The organism is Massilia sp. Mn16-1_5 (assembly GCF_004798585.1).
Lineage (GTDB): Bacteria > Pseudomonadota > Gammaproteobacteria > Burkholderiales > Burkholderiaceae_D > Telluria.
Window position 1 is genome coordinate 108,263 of the sequence record NZ_PPXQ01000018.1, and the last position, 22,921, is coordinate 131,183.

19 protein-coding genes, 1 tRNA gene and 1 pseudogene are annotated in these 22,921 nt (G+C 63.0%); 8 read left to right on the forward strand and 13 right to left on the reverse strand.

What is annotated here, in order from left to right:
- Nucleotides 1-34 precede the first annotated feature (34 nt).
- Both C2862_RS20325 and C2862_RS20330 read left to right on the forward strand, forming a co-directional pair.
- Entirely contained in the window at nt 35-2,335 is a 2,301-nt protein-coding gene (locus C2862_RS20325) for a M28 family peptidase (RefSeq protein ID WP_168710122.1), read from the forward strand.
- Nucleotides 2,336-2,402: 67 nt separating this feature from the next.
- On the forward strand, nt 2,403-4,031 hold the full coding sequence (locus tag C2862_RS20330) for a M28 family peptidase (protein ID WP_136222008.1): 1,629 nt from the start codon (nt 2,403-2,405) through the stop codon (nt 4,029-4,031).
- Nucleotides 4,032-4,170: 139 nt separating this feature from the next.
- Here C2862_RS20330 and sodC read toward each other — a convergent pair whose 3' ends face one another.
- The 3 genes from sodC to C2862_RS20345 all read right to left on the reverse strand — a co-directional run bounded on the left by sodC (nt 4,171) and on the right by C2862_RS20345 (nt 5,886).
- Entirely contained in the window at nt 4,171-4,701 is a 531-nt protein-coding gene (gene sodC, locus C2862_RS20335; protein WP_136222010.1) for a superoxide dismutase family protein, read from the reverse strand.
- 109 nt (nt 4,702-4,810) lie between these two features.
- Nucleotides 4,811-5,368 carry a cysteine hydrolase family protein gene (locus C2862_RS20340; protein ID WP_136222012.1) on the reverse strand — a complete coding sequence of 186 codons (558 nt, stop codon included), beginning with the start codon at nt 5,366-5,368 and terminating at the stop codon, nt 4,811-4,813.
- Nucleotides 5,365-5,886, reverse strand: coding sequence for an arsinothricin resistance N-acetyltransferase ArsN1 family B (locus C2862_RS20345; RefSeq protein WP_136222014.1), 522 nt, complete (start codon nt 5,884-5,886; stop codon nt 5,365-5,367). The genes C2862_RS20340 and C2862_RS20345 overlap by 4 nt, the downstream gene beginning before the upstream one ends.
- Nucleotides 5,887-6,053: 167 nt before the next feature.
- Between C2862_RS20345 and C2862_RS20350 the strand changes: the two genes are divergently transcribed.
- From C2862_RS20350 to C2862_RS20375, 6 genes are read left to right on the forward strand one after another with little or no spacing between them, the layout of a single operon-like run.
- On the forward strand, nt 6,054-6,476 hold the full coding sequence (locus C2862_RS20350) for a CsgE family curli-type amyloid fiber assembly protein (RefSeq protein WP_136222016.1): 423 nt from the start codon (nt 6,054-6,056) through the stop codon (nt 6,474-6,476).
- A gap of 21 nt (nt 6,477-6,497) precedes the next feature.
- Nucleotides 6,498-6,923, forward strand: coding sequence for a curli assembly protein CsgF (locus tag C2862_RS20355; protein WP_136222017.1), 426 nt, complete (start codon nt 6,498-6,500; stop codon nt 6,921-6,923).
- Nucleotides 6,920-7,831 (forward strand): CsgG/HfaB family protein, encoded by a 912-nt coding sequence (locus C2862_RS20360; RefSeq protein WP_136222019.1) that lies wholly within the window; start codon nt 6,920-6,922, stop codon nt 7,829-7,831. The genes C2862_RS20355 and C2862_RS20360 overlap by 4 nt, the downstream gene beginning before the upstream one ends.
- On the forward strand, nt 7,828-8,223 hold the full coding sequence (locus C2862_RS20365; protein WP_136222021.1) for a hypothetical protein: 396 nt from the start codon (nt 7,828-7,830) through the stop codon (nt 8,221-8,223). The genes C2862_RS20360 and C2862_RS20365 overlap by 4 nt, the downstream gene beginning before the upstream one ends.
- A 32-nt stretch (nt 8,224-8,255) precedes the next feature.
- Entirely contained in the window at nt 8,256-9,203 is a 948-nt protein-coding gene (locus tag C2862_RS20370; protein ID WP_136222023.1) for a hypothetical protein, read from the forward strand.
- A 46-nt stretch (nt 9,204-9,249) separates the two neighbouring features.
- On the forward strand, nt 9,250-10,206 hold the full coding sequence (locus tag C2862_RS20375; RefSeq protein WP_136222025.1) for a hypothetical protein: 957 nt from the start codon (nt 9,250-9,252) through the stop codon (nt 10,204-10,206).
- 70 nt (nt 10,207-10,276) lie between these two features.
- Here the strand turns inward: C2862_RS20375 and rpoC are convergent, their stop codons facing one another.
- The 10 genes and pseudogenes from rpoC to C2862_RS20425 all read right to left on the reverse strand — a co-directional run.
- Nucleotides 10,277-14,518 carry a DNA-directed RNA polymerase subunit beta' gene (gene rpoC / locus C2862_RS20380; protein WP_136222027.1) on the reverse strand — a complete coding sequence of 1,414 codons (4,242 nt, stop codon included), beginning with the start codon at nt 14,516-14,518 and terminating at the stop codon, nt 10,277-10,279.
- 105 nt (nt 14,519-14,623) lie between these two features.
- A complete protein-coding gene (gene rpoB, locus C2862_RS20385) occupies nt 14,624-18,733 on the reverse strand; it encodes a DNA-directed RNA polymerase subunit beta (RefSeq protein ID WP_136222029.1) in 4,110 nt (1,369 codons plus the stop codon).
- A 271-nt stretch (nt 18,734-19,004) separates the two neighbouring features.
- Nucleotides 19,005-19,382 (reverse strand): 50S ribosomal protein L7/L12, encoded by a 378-nt coding sequence (rplL, locus tag C2862_RS20390; protein WP_136222031.1) that lies wholly within the window; start codon nt 19,380-19,382, stop codon nt 19,005-19,007.
- A gap of 60 nt (nt 19,383-19,442) precedes the next feature.
- Entirely contained in the window at nt 19,443-19,973 is a 531-nt protein-coding gene (rplJ, locus tag C2862_RS20395; protein ID WP_136222033.1) for a 50S ribosomal protein L10, read from the reverse strand.
- A gap of 274 nt (nt 19,974-20,247) precedes the next feature.
- Nucleotides 20,248-20,943: a 50S ribosomal protein L1 gene (gene rplA, locus C2862_RS20400; RefSeq protein WP_136222035.1), complete on the reverse strand. Its 696-nt coding sequence runs from the start codon at nt 20,941-20,943 to the stop codon at nt 20,248-20,250.
- Nucleotides 20,943-21,374, reverse strand: coding sequence for a 50S ribosomal protein L11 (gene rplK, locus C2862_RS20405; protein ID WP_056342788.1), 432 nt, complete (start codon nt 21,372-21,374; stop codon nt 20,943-20,945). The genes rplA and rplK overlap by 1 nt, the downstream gene beginning before the upstream one ends.
- Before the next feature lie 109 nt (nt 21,375-21,483).
- Complete coding sequence (gene nusG, locus C2862_RS20410; RefSeq protein WP_136222037.1) at nt 21,484-22,101, reverse strand: transcription termination/antitermination protein NusG; 618 nt, start codon at nt 22,099-22,101, stop codon at nt 21,484-21,486.
- A complete protein-coding gene (gene secE, locus C2862_RS20415) occupies nt 22,101-22,490 on the reverse strand; it encodes a preprotein translocase subunit SecE (protein WP_136222039.1) in 390 nt (129 codons plus the stop codon). Before secE ends, nusG begins: the two co-directional genes overlap by 1 nt.
- Before the next feature lie 36 nt (nt 22,491-22,526).
- Nucleotides 22,527-22,602 (reverse strand) — tRNA-Trp (locus C2862_RS20420).
- Between the two features lie 110 nt (nt 22,603-22,712).
- Nucleotides 22,713-22,921, reverse strand: a pseudogene (locus tag C2862_RS20425) (elongation factor Tu); the annotation flags it as partial.

Consider the following 22,921-nt stretch of genomic DNA (forward strand, 5'->3'; position numbering starts at 1 on the left):
CGCTCGCCCTTTGAATACGACAAGGATGCAGCAGATGGTTTCCGATTCTCCTTCCACGCCGGCCGGTATCGCCGCGGCCCTGCTCCTTGCCGCGTCCCTGTGCTGGCTGGCACTGTGGCCGGCGCAGCCGTCCTTGCCTGCGGTGGCGCCGATCAATGCGCCTGCGGCGCAGTTCGCGGCGGCGCGCGCGGTGGCGGACCTGGAGGCGCTGGCGCGCGCGCCGCGACCGATCGCGAGTGCGGCGAACGGCCAGGCGCGGACCTACCTGCTGGCACGCCTGCGCGCGCTCGGCGTCGAACCCCAGGTGCAACGCGCCCTCGTGCAAAAGAACTACGTCGACTACAACGCGAACTACGAGGCGACCATGGGCGTCGTGCACAACGTACTGGTGCGCGTGCCGGGCACGGCGCCGGACCGCCTGCGCCGCCCCGCCCTGCTGCTGGCGGCGCAGCTCGACAGCGATCCCGCCAGCCTGGGCGCGAGCGGCGCGGCGCCGCTGGCCGCCCTGCTCGAGACCCTGCGCGCGCTGCGTGCCGGCGCGCCGCTCGAGAACGACGTGCTGGTGCTGTTCGCGGACGGGGAAGGTGTCGGCAGCCTCGGCATGCAGGCCTTCGCCGAGCAGCATCCCTGGGCGCGCGAGGTCGGGCTGGCGCTGCGCTTCGACGGCGCCGGCAGCGGCGGGCCGCTCACGCTCTACAATACGTATAAGGCCAACCGCGCCGCGATCGACGGCTGGCTGCGCGCGGCGCCCGACGTCGCCGGCTCCTCGCTGATGCAGGAAGTCCACCAATTGGCGCCGCATGCCCTGCGCATCGGCGCGCTCGACCGCCTGCAGGTGCCGGTGCTGCAGTTCGCGCACACGGGCCGTCCGTTCCGGCACGATCCCGCCCTCGATACGCCGCAACGTTTCGAGCGCGCCACCCTGCAGCAGATGGGCGACACCATGCTGCGCCTGACGCGCGCATTCGGCAACGCACGCATCGATCCGATCCCGTCGACCGGGCAGGTCTACTTTGCCCTGCCCTTCGTGGGCACCGTGCACTACGACGCGGACCTGGTCTGGCCGCTGGCGCGCCTGGCCTGCCTGCTGCTGGCGGTCGCCGCCTGCGTCGCGATGCAGCGCGTGCGCCTGCGTTATCCGGCCCTGCTCCAGGCCTTCTTCATCCTTCCTGCGATCGTCGTCGCGCTCGGCATGGGCGCCTGGCAGCTGTGGCTGCGGGTGCCGGCGCTGCACCGCGTCTGGCATCCGGCCGCGCCCCAGCACGCCCTGCCCTATCTCGCGGCGGTCTGCGCGCTGTGCACCGCCGTCTTCGTCGTCGCCCTGCGCCAGCTGGTGCGCCGTACCGGCACGGCGGCCCCCATGCTTGCCGGCCTGGCCTGCCTGGTCGTGGTCCTGCTGCTGGCGAGCTGGCTGGCGCCGGGCGCCAGCCACCTGCTGGCCTGGCCGCTGCTGGCGGCGCTGCTGTCCTTCATCGCGCTGCATGCGCAGCCCGTCGCTGCCCGGCCGGCAGCGCGGCTGGCGCTGATGCTGGCCGGGGTGCTGCCGGCTTTCGTGCTGGCGCTGCCGGCACTGCGCGACAGTTTTATGGTGCTCTCGCCGCAGCGCATGAACGTACCGATCGCGCTGCTGGCGCTGCTGCTGGGCGTGTCGGCAGCGCTCCTGATGCAGGCGCGGCGCTATCTCGCGCGCACGCTGCTGCTGGCAGGCTTGGGCGGGCTGGCGCTGACCGGCAGCGCCGGCGCAGGTGTAGGTAAAGGCGATGAACCGGCACCACTGCGCGCGAACGGCCTCGTGTATTACAAGGACATGCCGACCTGGGACGCCTACTGGCTGCATCCGGCCGGCGCGCTCGATCCGTGGGAACGGCAACTGTTCGCGAACCTGAAGCAGCCGTACGTGTTCCTGAACGTCTTCGGCTGGGACAGCCCGCCCATGTGGTACGCCTGGGCGCCGCGCGATGGCCTGCGCTTCCCGTTGGTGCGCATCCTGCGCAACGGCCAGGCGCCCGAGCGGCACGCCGACTTCACGCTGGTATCGGAGAACCGCGCGCCGCAGGTTCGCCTCAAGGTGCTCGGTGCGAGGGTAAAGCGCGCGACGATGAACGGCCGCGTGCTGCTGGACAGCGAAGCGAAGACACTGGCCATCGTCCTGTACGGAATGGAAGACGACTTGCTGCACTTCCGGATCGACGTGGTGGGCGATCCGATCTACGCGGTGCGGATCGAAGAGGTGCTGCCCGGACTGCCCGAACGCCTGCTGCCGGCGCGTCCGGCGGCGGCGCTGGTACCGGCGAGTGGCCAGTCGATCGCGGCCGATACGCTGTGGTTCTACTAGTGCGCTTGCACTACAATGTGGCGGCACCGCAGGGTGCTGACCCCATCAATCACCGCAGCAGGATTCCATGCACAAGATCGCCGTATTGACCGCCCTCGCCAGCAGCCTGGCGCTCGGCCTTTCCGTTCACGCCGCCCCCAACAAGGCACAAGCCGCCACCGTGCAGGAAGCGCCGCTGCGCGGCCACCTGTCCTTCCTCGCCTCCGACGCCCTCGAGGGCCGCGGTACCGGCCAGCGCGGCGGAGAATTGACGGTCGCTTACCTGGAGTCGCAAGCGATGGCCGCCGGCCTGAAACCGGCCAACGGCAGCAGCTACCGCCAGGAAGTGAAAATCGCCGGCGTGCGTCCGCTGCCGCAGCAAAGCAATGTCGGCATTCTCGCCGGCGGCCAGGCGCTGCCGATGGCCTTCGGCGCCGACTGGGTGTGGGCGCCGGGCGATGCGAAGCCCGAGCACAGCATGGATGCGGAACTGGTTTTTGTGGGCTACGGCATCACCGCGCCGGAAGAAGGCTGGGACGACTACAAGGGCCTGGACGCGAAGGGCAAGATCCTCGTCATGATGGTCAACGACCCGGCCCCGACCGCCGCCGAGCCGAAGCGTTTCAATGGCGCCGGCCTCACCTACTATGGCCGCTGGACCTATAAGCTGCAGGAAGCGGCACGCCAGGGCGCGGCCGGCGTCCTGCTGATCCACACCGACGCCTCGGCCTCGTACGGCTGGAGCGTGGTCCAGAACAGCTGGGCCGCCGCCGAGCGTTTTCAACTCGCCGACGCCGATCTCGGCACCGGCATGCAGGGCTGGATGACCGACGCCGCCGCTCGTAAACTGTTCGCGGCCGCCGGCCAGGACCTGGATAAACTGCGCGCCGCCGCCGAAGACAAGGCCTTCAAGCCCGTCGCATTGAATGCGCGCGTAAAAGGCGAGACCCGCGCGGCGGTGCGCACGCTGAGCGAATTCAACGTGGCCGGCGTGGTGCCGGGCACCGATCCGAAGCTGAAGGACGAAGTCGTCATCTATAGCGCCCACTGGGACCACATGGGCAAGCAGGGCAGCGAGGGCGATACGATCTTCAACGGCGCCGTCGACAATGCCTCGGGCACGGCGGGCCTGCTGGCGATGGCGCAGGAAGCGGCGCGTCATCCCGCGAAGCGTTCGCAGATGTTCCTGTGGGTGGCGGCCGAAGAGCAAGGCCTGCTGGGCAGCGCGGCCTACGCGGCGCGTCCGCTGTGGCCGGCCGAAAAGACGGCGGCCAACCTGAACCTCGACAGCCTGAACTTCGTCGGCGCGGCCAAGGACATCGGCGCCTCGGGCAGCGAGCGCACGGAACTGGGCGCGATGGCGGCAGCGACGGCGAAAGCCATGGGTCTCACGATCGCCCCGGCCAAGCCGGATCTCGCCGGCGGCTACTTCCGCAGCGACCACTTCAGCTTTGCGAAAGCCGGCATCCCGGCCTTCTCGGTCGGCGGCGGCAGCGCCTGGGTGTCGAACGTCGAGGCGAACAACGCCAAGGCCAAGGCCTATCGCGCGCGCTACCACCAGGTGAACGACGAATACGATCCGAGCTGGGATTTGAGCGGCATGGTGCAGCAGGCGCAGTTCACGCTGAACCTGGGCCGCATGGTGGCTGACTCTCCGAAGATGCCGGCCTGGAAAGCGGGCGACGCTTTCGGCAAGGTGCGCGCCGCAGCCAAGTAAATAAAAAACGCCCGGTCCGCAATAACCGGGCGTTTTTGTAGGGTGGGCACTCCGTGCCCACGCGGTACGGTGCATGCACATGGCACGCGCTTGCTGATGAAATATTCTTTCCTGCGAGTGATCTTCGTGAAATTTTATTTCACTCGATAATCCCGCACACAATCCTCGCTCCACCGCCACCGAGCGGCGCCGGGTGATCCGAGTGATTGTCCCCGCCCGCATGCACCATCAGCGCCTTGCCCTTCACGTCCGCCAGCTTTTTCAGCCGCGGCGCCAGCACCGGATTGTTGGCTGCTCCCGCGCTGTCGACATACAGCGCCGGCAAATCGCCGATATGCCCATCGCCCCACGGCAGTCCGTGCTTCTTGCTCTTGGTGGTATCCAAGTGCCCGCCCGCGGCACCGGCCGGCACCGGCTTGCCGTCCTTCTGGTTCGTATCGCAGCTGCCCGTCTCGTGCACGTGGAAACCGTGCACGCCCGGCGGCAGGCCGGTGAGCGCGGGCGTGAACACCAGGCCGAATTTCGAGTCGCTGATCGTCACCGTGCCGGCCGACTTGCCGACGCCGGCCTCCGACACCGTATTCATCGTCGCGCGCAGTTCGGCGGCGTGCACGCTTGCGGCCGCCCAGGCCGAACTCAGTACCAGTGCGCAGATCCATTGAGCTTTCATGTCACTCCCTTTCAGTCGTCGAATTATTGAACGAGATGCGCCAACGCGGACCAGTGTAGTGCATTCGAAACGATGAGGGAGCCCGGCTTGGACGTACAGGATGCAGCTCTTAGTTCGCAGCGAGTTCCGCCAGCACGGTCTCCGTGTCCTTGACCGCCGCGTAATCGCTCATCAGGTTGGCGAGCGCCATCGCATGCACCTCGTCGGCCGTGCGCTCGACGCCCGCGTAATCGCGCATCGCATAGGCATAGGTCGCATCGGCGACGACGACCGTTTTAAAACCCAGGTTGCCGGCCGTGCGTGCGCTCGATTCCACCGAGTTGTTCGTACTGACGCCAACGATGACCAACGCATCCAATCCGCGCACCCGCAGCCAGCGCTCGAGCGCGGTGTTGATGAAGGCATCCGGCACGTTTTTCTCGACCACGTGCTCGTGCGCCAGCGGCTGCAGCGCGTCCTGGAACGCGACGCCGGATTGGCCCGGCGCGAAGAACGAGGTCGACGAGCGCGAGATGTGGCGCACATGGACGACGGGCGCCGCGGCGGCACGCCAGGCCCGCAGCAGCCGGCCGATATTGTCTTCCGCCTGCGGATTGTTGCGGCTGCCCGCGGCGGGATTCGCCATGCCCTTTTGCATGTCGATGATGATGAGGCATGGCTTGTTCATCGTGGTCCTTGCATGTCTTCGAGTTTGAGCTGCCAGTAGCCGACGTCGATCCAGCGACCGAACTTCAGGCCGACCTCGCTGAAGTGCGCAACCTTCCGAAAACCCAGCCGCTCGTGCAGGCGCACGCTGGCCTCGTTGGGCTGGGCGATGCCGCCGATGACGAGGTGCAGGCCCCGCCGGCGCAGTTCCGTCAACAGGGCTTCGTACAGCGCGGTGCCGGCGGCCTTGCCGGCGTAGTCGGGATCGACATAGACCGAGCTTTCGACGGCGAAGCGATAGGCGGCGCGCACGCGCCACTTGGTGGCGTAGGCGTAGCCGATCAGCTTGTCGTCCTCGCACATGACGAGCCAGGGCAGGTTCGCCTCGGCCACGCCGGCGATGCGCAGGACCATGTCGGCAGGCGCCACGGGTTCCTCTTCGAAGGAGATGGTCGTGGTCGCGACGTAGTGGTTGTAGATGGCGCAGATGCGTTCGGCATCGGCAGCGGTGGCGGGACGGATCGTGCGGGTCGAGATCATTCGAAAGCCGGTTGGTTGCTAAATGAACATCAGGAAACTATTTTCGCACAGCATGTCGCGCTTGCCCATGATGCGCTACTTCGGACAGGCACCTGATCAGGCTCAATTGCCGAGCTTGGTCGCCCGTTACACTCGACGCACAGAACGTTATATTTTTTATACCAATTATGAACCTCTCGGGACGCATCGATCGCGTCTTCCGCTCCCTGGCTTTGTCGATCTTCACGGTCGCGTCGGCGAACGCGGCCGAGTCCACCACCCGCGTCGATGCCTGGGGCCTCGTCACCTGCCAGGCCGTCACGGTCGCGGGCCACGAATTCTGCGATGTCCTGGGCGCGGAATGGCGCGACAAACCGGGCAGCGAGCGCTACACGATCGCCATCCGCGAGCGGCCCTCGGCCCGCTGGGGCACGCAAGTCTGGATCGACTACGCCCAGCGCCGGGTGTACCAGGCGCAGCTGCCGCCGGCGCGCGCCGGGCTGAAAGAACTCGGCGCCAGCGCCGCCGAAAGCGTCTACCAGGCCATCCTCGAGATCGAGCGCCAGCGGCAGTTCGTGCGCGATGCCGATCTTGCGCCTGACGAATTCTGATCTGCCATGAAGGAGCGAGCAATGCCCGTCCGATTACCCCTGAGCTTCGCCTGCGGCGTCCTGCTGTGGAGCGGCGCCGCATGCGCGACCGAACTCGTCTACGTGCCGGTCAACCCGAATTTCGGCGGGTCTCCCTTGAACGGTTCCAATCTGCTCGCGGTGGCATCGGCCACCAACAAGCATGACACCCAGGGCGGCCCCGGCTCCTCGCTCCTGAACCAGTCGCCGCTGGCGCAGTTCAACCAGACCCTCGAACGCATGGTGCTCAGCCAGCTCGCCACCTCGGCCACCTCGAAGCTGATGGGGCCGGACGGCAAGCTCGTGCCCGGCAGCTTTACGACCGAGAACTTCATCATTACCGTCACCGACCTCGGCGGCGGCATGCTGCGCGTGACGACCACCGACAAGGCGACCGGCGCCGTCACCTCCTTCGAGGTCTCGCAATGAACGCCCTGCGCCCGGCATCACTCACAGCGTTGGCGCTTCTGCTCCTGATCGGCGGATGCGCCCACCCTCCCTCGACGGTCCGCGACAACGCCCAGCTCACGCCCGCAACCAGCATCACCCGCGACCTGCTGAAACTGCCTGCGCCCAAGGGCAAGATCGCCGTGGCCGTGTACGGCATCCGCGACCAGACCGGCCAATACAAACCCGCGCCGGACAGTTCCTTCTCGACCGCGGTGACGCAGGGCGCCTCGTCGATGCTGATCCGGGCGCTGCAGGATTCGGGCTGGTTCATCCCGGTCGAACGCGAGAACCTGCAAAACCTGCTGACCGAACGCAAGATCGTGCGCGCGCTGGAAATGCCGCAGCCGCCGGGCACCCCGGAGGTCAAGATCCCGCCGTTGCTGGCGGCTTCCGTCCTGATCGAGGGCGGCATCGTGGCCTATGAAAGCAATGTGCGCACTGGCGGCGTGGGCGCGCGCTTCCTCGGCGTCGGCCTGTCGACCCAATACCGGGTCGACCAGGTGACGGTCAGCCTGCGCTCGGTCGACATCCGCAGCGGCCAGATCCTGCAGAGCGTGTCGACCACCAAGAGCATTTATTCGTACGAGCTGCACCCCAGTGTTTTTAAATTCGTCAACGTCAAGGACCTCGCCGAATTCGAGGCCGGCACCACCCGCAACGAACCGGCGCAGTTGTGCGTCAGCGAGGCGATCGAGGCGGCCGTGGCGCACCTGGTGGCGCAGGGAATCCAGGCCGGCAACTGGACGCTGCAGGACGAGGCCGAGAGGGCCAATCCGATTCTTAAACGCTATCTGGCCGCGGGCCCGGCACCACGTAGCGCACCACGCGTTGCCGCAGCGGCCGAGGAGCACCGGGTTGCGGACGCCATGTCCGGGAGCGCGCCATGAACGCGGCGCGGTGCTTGTCGTGCAGCCTGCTGGTCATGACGCTGACCAGCAGCGCTTGGGCCGGCGATCTCGCCCCCTCCGAACTCGGCCAGCAAGCCTTGGCACGCGCCCTGATCGGGCAGCAAAACGGGCAGATCCAGGCCTCGGTGACGCAGTCAGGCAGCGGCAATGGCGCGAGCCTGCTGCAGACCGGACTCGATAACCAGGCCCTCGTGCAGCAGCGCGGCCAGCAGAACGAGGCCAGCATCCTGCAAGGCGGGATTGGCAACCGCGCGGCCATCGAGCAGCAGGGCGTACTGAATACCGCCCGCATCGAGCAGTATGGCCGCGAGGGCGTGGCCCGCATCACCCAGTACGGCAACGGCAAGTCCGCCACCATCATCCAGCATTAGGGCTTTATTCATCCACGTCGAGGAGCAATCTCATGAGAACCACACTATCGGCTGTCGCCATCGGCGTCAGCCTCGCCTGCGCCTGCCAGCTCGCATCCGGCCAGACCGTGACGGTGACGCAGCAGGGCAACCGCAATACATCGGCCGCGGAGCAGGTCGGCTTTCCCGCTCCCGATCTGGCCGCCACCGCGACGATCACCCAGATTGGCGACAACAACCATGTCGGCGGTCCCGGCTCCACGACCGGTGGCATCTTCCAGCGCGACAACCGCTACGGGGGAGCGCTCGCTGTGGTTGAGCAATACGGTACCGGGAACAACGCAGGCATTTCCCAGGATGGAACGGTCGGGTTTGCCGGACCCGTTACCGTCACGATCACGCAACGCGGCGCGCTGAACGATGCCACGGTCAGGCAGAACATCATGACCTCGACCCCTGCCACCGTCGAGCAGAACGGCATCGGCAACGTGGCTCGCGTGGAGCAGTTCGCCACCGCCGATTCCGGCATCCGGGCCACGCAGAACGGCAACGGCAACCAGCTCATGATCAGGCAGCACGACGGCACCTACTATGGTCCGGACGTCACGCAGAACGGCGACGGCAATAGCGCCTGGATCGTCTCCGAGAGTTCGCCGGCCGCCGGCCCGGTCATCACGCAAACCGGCACGCTGAACAGCGTGCGCACCTTCCAGACCGGCGCCTGGGATTCCAGCATGACGGTCCGGCAGCTGGGCGCGGGCAACCAAGCCGAGGTCAACCAGTTCGGCGAGGCGCACCAGGCCAGCACCGACCAGAACGGCAGCAACAATTTCACCAGCATCACCCAGGGCAGCACCAACTGGCCCGTCGGCGGAAGCACCGCCCTGGTCGCGCAGCTGGGCAACAGCAACACTGCAATCGTGCGCCAGTATGGCGACGGCTATGTGGCCAACGTGAACCAGACCGGTTCGAGGAACTGGACCAGTATTTATCAGCATTGAGTGTCCGTATTTCCCACTTTGTTTGTCCACTTCGAGGAGCAATCTCATGAGAACCGCACTATCGGCACTCGCGCTCGGCGTCAGCCTCGCCTGCGCCTGCCAGCTCGCATCAGGTCAGACCGTTACGGTAACGCAGCAGGGCTACGGCAACACGTCGTCCGCGGAACAGGTCGGCGCGACACCGCCTGCAGATGTCCTGGTGGGCGTCAGCGCGACGATCACGCAGGTTGGCGACAACAACCATGTGGGCGGCCCCGGCGCCTCCAGCAGCGGCATCTTCCAGCGCGACAACCGCGCCGGGGGGGCGCTCGCGGTCGCTGAACAATACGGTTCCGGAAACAACGCAAGTATCACGCAGGATCTGACCTACGGTGATCGCGGAGACTTCACCGCCAGGATCACGCAGCGCGGCGCATTGAACGACGCCACGATTACGCAGAACATGGCCCAGATGACCCCGGCCACCGTCGAGCAGAACGGCATCGCCAACCTGGCCACCGTCGAGCAGATCCGCAGCAGCGATACACGCGTCCAGGCCACGCAGAACGGTAATCACAACGAGCTCATGATCAGGCAGGTGGAGGCCGCCTACTATGGGCCGGAGGTGACGCAGAACGGCGACGGCAACAGCGCCTGGGTCGTCTCGGAAAGTGCGCCCGGCGCCCGCCAGGCGATCCTGCAAACCGGGACCGCGAACAGCGTGCTCACCGTCCAGATCGGCGGTTGGGATAACAATATCGCCGTCGGGCAGCTGGGCTCCGGCAACTATGCCGAGGTCGGCCAGTTCGGCGATGGGCATGCGGCAAACATCGACCAGAACGGCAGCAACAACTTCACCAGCGTTATCCAGAGCGGTCCCACTGGACTGCTCGTTTCAAACAACGCTCTGGTGGCCCAGGTGGGCAGCAATAACGGTGCGATCGTGCGCCAGTACGGCCAGGGGTATATGGCCAACGTGAACCAGACCGGCACGGGTAACTGGACCAGCATTTATCAGCATTGAGCGGGTCTATTACAAGCAAAAAAAACGGCACCCCGAGGGATGCCGTTTTGCTCGCAGCCTGGCTTACCGATTACTCGGCATCGCCATGGTGCTCGGTGGTCTGCGCCTGCGCCTGGTCTTCCATCGCCTGCAGCTCAGCAGCCATATTGGCTTTCTCCTGCTGCAGCAACGCCTGACGCTCTTCCGCTTCCCACACTTCCTTCTCCTTGCGGGCGCGGTGGAATGCCAGACCGGTACCGCCTGGGATCAGGCGACCGACAATGACGTTTTCCTTCAGACCGCGCAGACCGTCGCGCTTGCCCATGATCGCCGCTTCGGTCAGCACGCGGGTGGTTTCCTGGAACGAGGCGGCCGAGATGAAGGAGTCGGTCGACAGCGATGCCTTGGTAATACCCAGCAGCACGTTTTCGTAGGTCGCCGGCAGTTTGCCCGCCGCTTCCATACGGTCATTCTCTTCCAGCAGCTCCGAACGCTCGACCTGCTCGCCGACGATGTAGTCGGTGTCGCCGGCTTCCACGATCTGCACGCGGCGCAGCATCTGACGAACAATCACTTCGATGTGCTTGTCGTTGATCTTCACGCCCTGCAGACGGTACACGTCCTGCACTTCGTCCACGATGTAGCGGGCCAGCGCTTCGATACCCAGCAGGCGCAGGATGTCCTGCGGATCGGCCGGACCGTCGACGATCATCTCGCCCTTGTTCACGACTTGGCCGTCGTGCACCAGCACTTGCTTGTCCTTGGTGATCAGGAACTCGTGCTTGTTGCCGTCCATGTCCGTGATTTCCAGACGCTGCTTGCCCTTCGTTTCCTTACCGAATGCAACCGTACCGGTGACTTCCGCCAGCATGCCCGCGTCTTTCGGCGAACGTGCTTCGAACAGTTCGGCAACGCGCGGCAGACCACCGGTAATGTCACGGGTCTTCTGCGATTCGGTCGGGATACGTGCCAGCACTTCACCCACCGACACTTGCTGACCGTCCTTGACCATGATCAGCGAGCCGACCTGGAAGCCGATCGTCACGGCGTGTTCGGTGCCGGCGATCTTGACTTCCTGGTTCTCGTCGTTCAGCAGTTTCACCTGCGGACGCAGCACCTTGCCCGAACCGCGGCGCTTCGGATCGATCGCGACCAGGGTCGACAGACCGGTCACTTCGTCGACCTGACGTGCAACGGTGACGCCCTCTTCCACGTTCTCGAAGCGGATCGTACCGGCGTACTCGGTAATGATCGGACGGGTCAGCGGATCCCAGGTTGCCAGGGCGGTGCCGGCTTTCACCTGCATGCCGTCCTTGACGATCAGGGTCGCGCCGTACGGCACCTTGTGGCGCTCGCGCTCGCGGCCGTGGTCGTCCGTGATCAGGACTTCGCCCGAACGCGAGATGACGATCTGCGCGCCCTTGCCGTTGGTGACGTAACGCATGGTCGCGGTGAAGCGGACCGTGCCGTTCGACTTGGCTTCGACCGACGAGGCCACAGCCGCACGCGATGCCGCACCACCGATGTGGAAGGTACGCATGGTCAGCTGGGTACCCGGCTCACCGATCGACTGTGCTGCAACGACACCGACTGCTTCGCCGGCGTTGACCAGCAGGCCGCGGCCGAGGTCACGGCCGTAGCACTTGGCGCACAGGCCGTAGCGCGTGTCGCAGTTCAGCGGGGTGCGGACCTTCACCTCGTCGATACCGACGCGCTCGATCTCTTCGACCATGTCTTCGTCCAGCAGCGTGCCGGCTTCGTACAGGGTCGCTTGCGTTTCCGGATTGACGATGTCGGTACCGGCGACGCGGCCGAGGATACGGTCGCGCAGCGGCTCGATGACTTCACCGCCTTCGACCATCGCCTTCATGTGCGTGCCGTTGGTGGTGCCGCAATCGTCCTCGATGACGACCAGATCCTGGGTCACGTCGACCAGACGGCGGGTCAGGTAACCCGAGTTTGCGGTCTTCAGTGCCGTATCCGCCAGACCCTTACGGGCGCCGTGCGTCGAGATGAAGTACTGCAACACGTTCAGGCCTTCGCGGAAGTTCGCGGTAATCGGCGTTTCGATAATCGAGCCGTCCGGCTTCGCCATCAGGCCTCGCATACCGGCCAGCTGGCGAATCTGGGCTGCCGAACCACGGGCGCCCGAGTCGGCCATCATGTAAATCGCATTGAACGATTCCTGGGTGCCTTCGGTGCCGTCACGCTTGGTGACCGGTTCCACTTTCAGCTGGTCCATCATCGCCTTGCCGACTTCATCGGAGGTCTTGCCCCAGATGTCGACGACCTTGTTGTAACGCTCGCCGGCGGTGACCAGACCCGAGGCGTACTGCTGCTCGATCTGCTTCACTTCCGCTTCGGCGGTCGCGATCATGCCCTTCTTGACGTCCGGAATCAGCATGTCGTCGACGGCGATCGAGATACCGGCGCGCGTTGCCAGGCGGAAGCCCGACTGCATCAGCTTGTCGGCAAACACGACGGTCGCACGCAGGCCGCATTTGCGGAACGACGTGTTGATCAGCTTCGAGATTTCCTTCTTCTTCAGGGCGCGGTTCAGCACCGAGAATGGCAGGCCCTTCGGCAGGATCTCGGACAGGATCGCACGGCCGACGGTCGTCTCGTAACGGGTCACGGTACGGTCGAAGTCGCCTTCGGCATTCTTCGGGAACTCGACGATACGAACCGTAATACGGGTCGCCAGTTCGACTTCCTTGTTGTCGTACGCGCGGATGACTTCCGACACGTCCGGGAACAGCATGCCTTCGCCCTTGGCGTTGATCGCCTCGCGGGTCGCGTAGTACAGACCCAGCACGATATCCTGCGACGGCACGATCGACGGTTCGCCGTTCGACGGGAACAGGATGTTGTTCGACGCCAGCATCAGGGTACGCGCTTCCATCTGCGCTTCGATCGACAGCGGAACGTGGACTGCCATCTGGTCACCGTCGAAGTCGGCGTTGAACGCCGCGCAGACCAGCGGGTGCAGCTGGATCGCTTTACCTTCGATCAGGACCGGCTCGAACGCCTGGATACCGAGACGGTGCAGGGTTGGTGCACGGTTCAGCATCACCGGGTGTTCCTTGATGACGTCTTCCAGGATGTCCCAGACCACCGGTTCCTGGATTTCGACCAGCTTCTTCGCCGCCTTGATGGTCGTAGCCAGACCCATCAGTTCGAGCTTGTTGAAGATGAATGGCTTGAACAGTTCCAGGGCCATCAGCTTCGGCAGGCCGCACTGGTGCAGTTTCAGCTGCGGACCGACCACGATGACCGAACGGCCCGAGTAGTCGACGCGCTTGCCCAGCAGGTTTTGACGGAAACGGCCGCCCTTACCCTTGATCATTTCAGCCAGCGACTTCAGCGGACGCTTGTTGGCGCCGGTCATCGCTTTGCCGCGACGGCCGTTGTCCAGCAGCGAGTCGACCGCTTCCTGCAGCATGCGCTTTTCGTTACGCGTAATGATTTCCGGAGCGCGCAGTTCCATCAGGCGCTTCAGGCGGTTATTACGGTTGATGACGCGGCGATACAGATCGTTCAGGTCGGAGGTCGCGAAACGGCCGCCATCCAGCGGGACGAGCGGACGCAGCTCCGGCGGCAGGACCGGGAGCACTTCCATGATCATCCAGTCAGGCTTGATGCCCGAACGCTGGAACGCCTCGAGCACTTTCAGGCGCTTGGCGTATTTCTTGATCTTGGCTTCGGATTTCGATTCCTTCAGTTCCACGCGCAGGGCTTCGGCATCGCGGTGGATGTCGATCGAGCGCAGCAGTTCACGGATACCTTCGGCGCCCATGTAGGCGGTGAAGTCGTCGCCGTACTCTTCGTACTTGGCGGCGTAATCGTCTTCCGACATGATCTGGCACTTCTTCAGCGGGGTCATGCCAGGATCGGTCACGACGTATGCTTCGAAGTACAGGACGCGTTCGATATCGCGCAGCGTCATGTCCAGGACCATGCCCAGGCGCGACGGCAGCGACTTCAGGAACCAGATGTGCGCGGTTGGCGAAGCCAGTTCGATGTGGCCCATGCGCTCACGGCGCACTTTAGCGAGCGTGACTTCGACGCCGCACTTTTCGCAGATGACGCCGCGGTGCTTCAGGCGCTTGTACTTGCCGCACAGGCATTCGTAATCCTTGATCGGGCCAAAGATCTTGGCGCAGAACAGGCCGTCACGCTCAGGCTTGAAGGTACGGTAGTTGATGGTCTCGGGCTTCTTGACTTCACCGAACGACCACGAACGAATTTTTTCGGGCGACGCCAGGCCAATCTTGATGGCGTCGAAGCTTTCATTTTGCTGTACTTGCTTGAATAGATCGAGCAGTGCTTTCATGTATCACTCCAGAGGTGACTAAATTTCTATTTCGAGGTGCGTCTTGCAATGCACCTCAAACCAATCGGGTAATTGGGAAGGGAAAGGCTCCCCTTCCCTACCTTCTTAGTTACGCTCGAGGTCGATATCGATACCCAGCGAGCGGATTTCCTTGACCAGCACGTTGAACGATTCAGGCATGCCGGCGTCGATCACGTGGTCGCCCTTGACCAGGTTCTCGTAGACCTTGGTACGGCCATTCACGTCGTCCGACTTCACAGTCAGCATTTCCTGCAGCACGTAGGACGCGCCGTAGGCTTCCAGTGCCCACACTTCCATCTCACCGAAGCGCTGGCCACCGAACTGGGCCTTACCGCCCAGCGGCTGCTGCGTCACCAGCGAGTACGGACCGGTCGAACGGGCGTGCATCTTGTCGTCGACCAGGTGGTGCAGCTTCAGCATGTGCATGAAGCCGACGGTCACCTTGCGCTCGAATGCTTCGCCGGTGCGGCCGTCGTACATCGTGACCTGGTTCTTCGACGGCGTCATGCCCAGGTGGGCAGCGATGTCGTCCGGGAACGCCAGGTCCAGCATGCGGCGGATGTCGTCTTCGTGGGCGCCGTCGAACACCGGGGTCGCGAACGGCACGCCGTTCTTGAGGTTTTGCGCCAGGCTCAGGATTTCTTCATCGCTGAAGCTGTCCAGGTCTTCCTTGCGGCCGGTTTCGTTGTAGATCTTGCCCAGGAAGGTACGCAGATCCTGCGCCTTCGCTTGTGCAGCCAGCATTTCGCCGATGCGCCAGCCCAGACCTTTTGCAGCCCAACCGAGGTGGGTTTCCAGGATCTGACCGACGTTCATACGCGACGGAACGCCCAGCGGGTTCAGCACGACGTCTGCCGGACGGCCATCGGCCATGAACGGCATGTCTTCGACCGGCACGATACGCGAGACCACACCCTTGTTACCGTGGCGGCCTGCCATCTTGTCGCCCGACTGCAGGCGGCGCTTGACGGCCAGGTAGACCTTGACCATCTTCTGCACGCCAGGCTGCAGCTCGTCGCCTTGCGTCAGCTTCTTGCGCTTCTCTTCGAAGGCCAGGTCGTACTGGTGACGCTTCTCGTTGATCGATTCCTTGATCGCTTCCAGGGCGTTCGCCGATTCGTCGTCCGCAGGACGGATGTCGAACCAGTGGAACTTGTCCAGGTCGGCCAGGTATTCGGACGTGATGACCGCGCCCTTCGCCAGCTTCTTCGGACCGCCGTTGACCACTTTACCGACCAGCATACGCTCCAGACGCTGGAAGGCGTCGCCCTCCACGATACGCATCTGGTCGTTCAGGTCCAAGCGGAAACGCTTCAGCTCGTCGTCGATGATCTGCTGTGCACGCTTGTCGCGGGTGATGCCTTCGCGGGTGAACACTTGCACGTCGATCACGGTGCCGACCATGCCCGAAGGCACGCGCAGCGAGGTGTCTTTCACGTCCGACGCTTTTTCGCCGAAGATCGCGCGCAGCAGCTTCTCTTCCGGGGTCAGCTGGGTCTCGCCCTTCGGGGTGACCTTACCGACCAGCACGTCGCCGGCGGTGACTTCCGCGCCGATGTAGACGATGCCCGACTCATCCAGGCGCGCCAGCTGGTTTTCAGCCAGGTTCGAGATGTCGCGGGTGATTTCTTCCGCGCCCAGTTTCGTATCACGTGCAACAACCGACAGCTCTTCGATGTGGATCGAGGTGTAGCGGTCGTCCTTGACGACGTTTTCCGAGATCAGGATCGAGTCTTCGAAGTTCAGGCCGTTCCACGGCATGAACGCGACCAGCATGTTCTGGCCCAGTGCCAGCTCGCCCAGGTCGGTCGATGCGCCGTCGGCAATCACGTCGCCACGGGCAACGCGGTCGCCAACCTGCACGATCGGACGCTGGTTGATGTTGGTGTTCTGGTTCGAACGGGTGTACTTGATCAGGTTGTAGATGTCGACACCGACTTCACCGGCTTGCGCCTCGTCGTCGTTGACACGAATAACCACACGGCCCGCGTCGATGTAGTCGACGACGCCGCCACGCACGGCCTGCACGGTGGTGCCCGAGTCGACCGCCACGGTGCGCTCGATACCGGTACCGACCACGGCCTTTTCAGGACGCAGGCAAGGCACGGCCTGACGCTGCATGTTTGCGCCCATCAGTGCACGGTTCGCGTCATCGTGCTCGAGGAACGGAATCAGCGAGGCTGCAACCGAGACGATCTGGCCTGGAGCCACGTCCATGTACTGGATGCGCTCTGGCGAGACCAGGATGGTTTCGCCGGCTTCACGTGCCGACACCAGTTCGTCGACCAGCTGGCCTTCGCCGTTGATGGCAGCATTCGCCTGGGCGATGATGTAGCGGCCTTCTTCGATGGCGGACAGGTAGTCGATCTTGTCGGTAACCTTCGAACCTTCGACCTTGCGGTACGGGGTTTCCAGGAAGCCGTATTCGTTCAGGCGGGCGTACAGGGCCAGCGAGTTGATCAGGCCGATGTTCGGGCCTTCAGGCGTTTCGATCGGGCAGACGCGGCCGTAGTGGGTCGGGTGCACGTCGCGCACCTCGAAGCCGGCGCGTTCGCGGGTCAGACCGCCAGGACCGAGGGCGGAAACGCGACGCTTGTGCGTGATTTCCGACAGCGGGTTGGTCTGGTCCATGAACTGCGACAGCTGGGACGAACCGAAGAATTCACGGATCGCGGCCGAGATCGGCTTGCTGTTGATCAGGTCGTGCGGCATCAGGTTGTCCGCTTCGGCCTGGCCGAGGCGTTCCTTGACGGCGCGCTCCACGCGCACGAGGCCGGCGCGGAACTGGTTTTCGGCCAGTTCGCCCACGCAACGCACGCGGCGGTTACCCAGGTGATCGATGTCGTCGACTTCGCCGCGGCCATTGCGCAGCTCGACCAGGATCTTGATCACGGCCAGGATGTCGTCGTTCGACAGGGTCATGTCGCCGGTCAGTTCGTCACGGCCGATACGGCGGTTGAACTTCATGCGGCCGACAGCCGACAGGTCGTAGCGCTCGGCGCTGTAGAACAGGCCGTTGAACAGGGCTTCGACCGATTCTTCGGTCGGCGGTTCGCCAGGACGCATCATGCGGTAGATCGCCACGCGCGCGGCCATCTGGTCGGCGGTGTCGTCGGTGCGCAGGGTGGTCGAGATGTAGCCGCCCTGGTCCAGGTCGTTGGTGTACAGGGTCTGGATCGACTCGACGTTGGCGTCGCGCAGCTTGCCCAGCAGCTCGTCGGTCAGCTCGTCGTTGGCCGAAGCGATGATCTCGCCGGTGTCGCTATCGACGACGTTGGTCGCCAGCACGCGGCCGAGCAGGTAGTCTTCAGGCACCGAGATGGTCTTGATGCCGGCGGCGTCGATGTCGCGCACATGCTTGGCATTGATGCGCTTGTCCTTCGTCACGATGGTCTTGCCCGACTTCGGATCGACGATGTCGAAGCGCGCGACTTCACCGCGCAGGCGTTCGGAGACGAACTCGAGTTCGCCGCCTTCGGAGCGCAGGTTGAAGTTGTCGAACACGAAGAAGTTCGCCAGGATTTGTTCCGGCGTCATGCCAATGGCCTTCAGCAGGATCGTCACCGGCATCTTGCGGCGGCGGTCGACGCGGAAGAACAGGATGTCTTTCGGGTCGAACTCGAAGTCCAGCCACGAGCCGCGGTAAGGAATGATACGTGCCGAGAAGAGCAGCTTGCCCGACGAGTGCGTCTTGCCGCGGTCGTGTTCGAAGAACACGCCCGGCGAACGGTGCAGCTGGGAGACGATCACACGCTCGGTACCGTTGATCACGAACGAACCGTTGGCGGTCATGAGCGGCAGTTCGCCCATGTACACTTCCTGCTCTTTCATTTCCTTGACGACTGGTTTCGTCGGCGATTCCTTGTCCAGGATCACCAGACGCACCTTGGCGCGCAGCGGGGAAGCGAAGGTCAGGCCACGCTGTTGGCATTCCTTGACGTCGAATGCAGGGTCGCCCAGCACGTACGAGAGGAATTCGAGGCGAGCGAAGCCGTTGTGCGACACGATCGGGAAGATGGAGCTGAAAGCCGACTGCAGGCCTTCGTTCTTGCGGACGGTCGGACCAGCGTCCGCCTGCAGGAAGTTCTCGTAGGATTCAAGCTGGGTAGCCAGAAGATATGGAACGTTGTGAACGTTGGCGCGCTTCGCGAACGACTTGCGAATGCGTTTCTTCTCAGTAAATGAGTAGTGCATGGACACTCCGTGAGTGACAGAAAGGATGAGAATTCAGAGATTGCCAGTGGTGGAGCGACCACATACAAGGCCTCAATTCTCTTGCTGTTCTGCCAGATGAAAAGGACAGGCTACTGCTGTGTTACGATTTTATTGCGGTGCTTCGGTGCTGCTCGGGTATTACGTTTGCCGCAGGGACGACAAAAGAGCCAAAGCCGCATCCCCACCTTCCGGCGGGGTCTGCAAGCTTTGACTCCGGCTCGGGGCACCTTGCGATGCCCTTTGCTTTTGATTACTTCAGGTCGGCCTTGGCGCCAGCTTCTTCCAGCTTCTTCTTGGCGGCTTCAGCGTCAGCTTTCGGCATTGCTTCTTTCACGGTCTTCGGTGCGCCGTCGACGACGTCTTTGGCTTCCTTCAGGCCCAGGCCGGTGATTTCACGCACGGCCTTGATGACGCCGACTTTGTTCGAGCCGACTTCGGTCAGGACCAGGTTGAATTCGGTCTGCTCTTCAGCAGCAGCTGCACCAGCAGCGGCGCCGCCAGCTGCCGGGGCTGCCATTGCAGCGGCCGACACGCCGAACTTCTCTTCGAATGCCTTGACCAGTTCGTTCAGGTCCATGACGGACATTTCGCTCACTGCGTTCAGGATATCGTCTTTGCTAATTGCCATTTGAAACTCCAGATGTATGTTGTGTGTAGTTCAGTTAGTACTTGAGAAAAAAGGCTGCGCTTACGCTGCAGCGGTTTCTTCGGCTGCAGGAGCAGCTTCCGAACCTTCGCCTTTTTTCGCTGCCAGAGCAGCCAGACCACGTGCGAAGCCCGAAACCGGAGCCAGCATAACGCCCAACAGCTGCGAGATGAGGACTTCACGGGATGGGATGCTTGCCAACGCGGTAACGCCAGCTACGTCGAGCTGCTTACCTGCGTAGTTACCGGCTTTCACGACCAGCTTGTCGTTGGTTTTGGCGAAGTCGTTGATGACTTTCGCTGCTGCAACGGCGTCGTCCGAGATCGAGTAGATCAGCGGACCGGTCATGGCGTCAGCCAGAGGGGCAAACTGCGTGCCTTCGACAGAGCGGCGTGCCAGCGTGTTCTTCAGAACACGCAGGTACACACCCTGCGAACGCGCGGCTGCACGGAGTTTCGTCAAGTGACTAACCTGGATGCCACGGTACTCGGCGACGACGATGGTTTGCGCGGTTGCTACTTTCGCGCTCACTTCTTCGACGACTGCCTTTTTGTCATTCAGATTAAGACCCACGGTCAATCTCCTTAAATGATGCAAACAACAGCGCTTGCATCGGTTCGAACACGGCGTCCGAAGTTAAGAAGTCAAACTAACGCGGATGAATTCACGCAGCATGGACTACAAAACTTGTTCGGGTACACCATCTGCGTTGGGTGGTCTATTAACCTCCAGCTCAACCTCTGCCTTCGGCCCAACGGTCTTTGATTGCCTGCCGGAGCGGTGTTCTTGCTCCGGCAGCCCAAAGATGCGCCCCGCTGATGTTCCGCGGGGACTTGATTCTTAAAACTTAAGCAGCGATCGAAGCGTGGTCGACACGGACGCCGGCGCCCATGGTCGACGAGATCGCGACCTTGCGCAGGTACACGCCCTTCGAGGTGGCCGGCTTGGCCTTGTTCAGTGCGTCGATCAGGGCCGTCAGGTTGGCCTTCAGGTCGGCGTCAGCGAACGACTTGCGGCCGATCGTTGCGTGGATGATGCCCGACTTGTCGGTACGGTACTGGACCTGACCGGCTTTGGCGTTACGCACCGCGCCAGCGACGTCAGGGGTGACGGTGCCGACTTTCGGGTTTGGCATCAGGCCACGTGGGCCCAGGATCTGGCCCAGGGTACCGACGATACGCATGGTGTCTGGCGAAGCGATGACGACGTCGAACGGCATGTCGCCGGCCTTGACGCGTTCTGCCAGGTCTTCCATACCGACGATGTCGGCGCCGGCTGCCTTGGCAGCTTCAGCCTTTTCGCCCGAGGCGAACACGGCGACGCGGACTTCCTTGCCGGTGCCTGCTGGCAGGACGACCGAACCACGAACGACCTGGTCCGACTTCTTCGGATCCACGCCCAGCTGAACGGCGACATCGATCGACTCGTTGAACTTGGCGGTTGCGAATTCCTTGACGATCGACACTGCGTTGTCGAAGGCGTAGACCTTGTTACGGTCGACTTTCGCTTTCATTTCTTTGACGCGCTTGGACAGCTTAGCCATTACAGACCCTCCACCGTGATGCCCATCGAACGTGCCGAGCCAGCGATGATACGCACTGCGGCGTCCATGTCGGCGGCGGTCAGGTCCGGCTGCTTGGTTTTTGCGATTTCTTCAGCCTGTGCACGGGTCAGCGTGCCAACCTTGTCGGTATGTGGCTTCGGTGAACCCTTGGTGATGCCAGCGGCTTTCTTGATCAGGTAGGTTGCCGGTGGGGTCTTCATCACGAAGGTGAAGGACTTGTCGGCGAACGCGGTGATCACGACAGGGATCGGCATGCCCGGCTCGACACCCTGGGTCTGGGCGTTGAACGCCTTGCAGAATTCCATGATGTTCAGGCCGCGCTGACCCAGTGCTGGGCCGATCGGTGGGGATGGGTTTGCTTTACCAGCTGGCACTTGCAGCTTGATAAAACCAATAATCTTCTTGGCCATGATGGCTCCTTGGTTGCTATGAGTAGTAGCGCCCCACCACTACTACTCTGCGGCGGGGCTCCTCTTACCGGATTCCGCCTTGCTGCTGCGACGCCCCGATTTTGGCGCTTTAAACTTTTTCTACCTGCCCGAACTCCAGTTCCACCGGAGTTGCACGGCCGAAGATGGTAACCGTTACACGCACCTTCGATTTTTCGTAGTTCACTTCCTCGACGTTGCCGTTGAAGTCGGTGAACGGGCCTTCCTTGATGCGGACCTGCTCGCCCACTTCGTACAGCACTTTCGGCCTTGGCTTCTCGACGCCTTCCTGGACCTGCTGCATGATCTTGTCGATCTCGCGCGCTGGAATCGGGGTCGGCTTGTTCGATTTGCCGCCGATGAAGCCGGTGACCTTGCTGGTGTTCTTCACCAGGTGCCAGGTCTCGTCGGTCATTTCCATCTCGACCAGCACGTAGCCAGGGAAGAAGCGGCGCTCGGTAACCGATTTGCTGCCATTCTTGACTTCCACGACTTCTTCGGTCGGCACCAGGATCTGGCCGAACTGTTCGCTCATGCCGGCGCGCTCGATGCGCTCGGTCAGGGCGCGCATGACGCTCTTTTCCATGCCGGAGTAGACATGAACGACGTACCAGCGCTTGTTGCTGACCGGGACACTCAGCGGAGCCGGTGCACCAGCGTCAGGTGCCGGGACATCGCCCGGCACGTCGTCTTGCACATTTTCGTTCATTATTGTTTCCACCCCAGGATCAGGTCGTACAGCAGGAATTCCAACAGCTTATCCGTGCCCCACAGGAAGATGGCCATGACGACCACGAAGCCGAACACGATCATGGTGATCGTGGTTGCTTCCTTGCGGGTCGGCCAGACGACTTTCTTGGTTTCGCGAACGGACTCTTTGGCGAAGTTCAGGAACTCGCGACCGGAGGTGGAGGTCCACAAAAGCAGGCCGGCAAAAACCAAACCAGCCAAGAGGGCGCCGCCGGCGACCAAGGCTGGTTTATTTTGGCCTTTCAGGTAAAAGAACCCGATTACGCCTGCAATCGCGGCAACCACCGCCAGGATCACCTTAAACTTGTCATTCGAGGTGCTAACGGTTTGCACGGATTGATTAGACATTCTTCTTTACTTTCGGTGCTGCGCACCAGAATTCGGTGGCAGGGGCGGAGGGAATCGAACCCGCGACCTTCGGTTTTGGAGACCGACGCTCTGCCAATTGAGCTACACCCCTACGAAGACTTCAGCTGAATCGCGCATTCTACATCATGTGCGCACATGATGGGAATGTTTTTGAAGAGGTGGTTGGCACCACCTCTTCGGTACAACAGTACTTCTTATTGCTTAGGCAATGATCTTGGCAACCACGCCGGCGCCGACGGTACGGCCGCCTTCGCGGATTGCGAAGCGCAGGCCTTCTTCCATCGCGATCGGGTTGATCAGCTTGACGGTGATCGACACGTTATCGCCTGGCATGACCATTTCCTTGTCCGCTGGCAGCTCGATCGAGCCGGTCACGTCGGTGGTACGGAAGTAGAACTGCGGACGGTAGT

Coding starts and splice junctions, on each gene's coding strand:
- C2862_RS20325 (WP_168710122.1), top strand. CDS start 35: ATGGTTTCCGATTCTCCTTCCACGCCGGCCGGTATCGCCGCGGCCCTG.
- C2862_RS20330 (WP_136222008.1), top strand. CDS start 2,403: ATGCACAAGATCGCCGTATTGACCGCCCTCGCCAGCAGCCTGGCGCTC.
- sodC (WP_136222010.1), bottom strand. CDS start 4,701: ATGAAAGCTCAATGGATCTGCGCACTGGTACTGAGTTCGGCCTGGGCG.
- C2862_RS20340 (WP_136222012.1), bottom strand. CDS start 5,368: ATGAACAAGCCATGCCTCATCATCATCGACATGCAAAAGGGCATGGCG.
- C2862_RS20345 (WP_136222014.1), bottom strand. CDS start 5,886: ATGATCTCGACCCGCACGATCCGTCCCGCCACCGCTGCCGATGCCGAA.
- C2862_RS20350 (WP_136222016.1), top strand. CDS start 6,054: ATGAACCTCTCGGGACGCATCGATCGCGTCTTCCGCTCCCTGGCTTTG.
- C2862_RS20355 (WP_136222017.1), top strand. CDS start 6,498: ATGCCCGTCCGATTACCCCTGAGCTTCGCCTGCGGCGTCCTGCTGTGG.
- C2862_RS20360 (WP_136222019.1), top strand. CDS start 6,920: ATGAACGCCCTGCGCCCGGCATCACTCACAGCGTTGGCGCTTCTGCTC.
- C2862_RS20365 (WP_136222021.1), top strand. CDS start 7,828: ATGAACGCGGCGCGGTGCTTGTCGTGCAGCCTGCTGGTCATGACGCTG.
- C2862_RS20370 (WP_136222023.1), top strand. CDS start 8,256: ATGAGAACCACACTATCGGCTGTCGCCATCGGCGTCAGCCTCGCCTGC.
- C2862_RS20375 (WP_136222025.1), top strand. CDS start 9,250: ATGAGAACCGCACTATCGGCACTCGCGCTCGGCGTCAGCCTCGCCTGC.
- rpoC (WP_136222027.1), bottom strand. CDS start 14,518: ATGAAAGCACTGCTCGATCTATTCAAGCAAGTACAGCAAAATGAAAGC.
- rpoB (WP_136222029.1), bottom strand. CDS start 18,733: ATGCACTACTCATTTACTGAGAAGAAACGCATTCGCAAGTCGTTCGCG.
- rplL (WP_136222031.1), bottom strand. CDS start 19,382: ATGGCAATTAGCAAAGACGATATCCTGAACGCAGTGAGCGAAATGTCC.
- rplA (WP_136222035.1), bottom strand. CDS start 20,943: ATGGCTAAGCTGTCCAAGCGCGTCAAAGAAATGAAAGCGAAAGTCGAC.
- rplK (WP_056342788.1), bottom strand. CDS start 21,374: ATGGCCAAGAAGATTATTGGTTTTATCAAGCTGCAAGTGCCAGCTGGT.
- nusG (WP_136222037.1), bottom strand. CDS start 22,101: ATGAACGAAAATGTGCAAGACGACGTGCCGGGCGATGTCCCGGCACCT.
- secE (WP_136222039.1), bottom strand. CDS start 22,490: ATGTCTAATCAATCCGTGCAAACCGTTAGCACCTCGAATGACAAGTTT.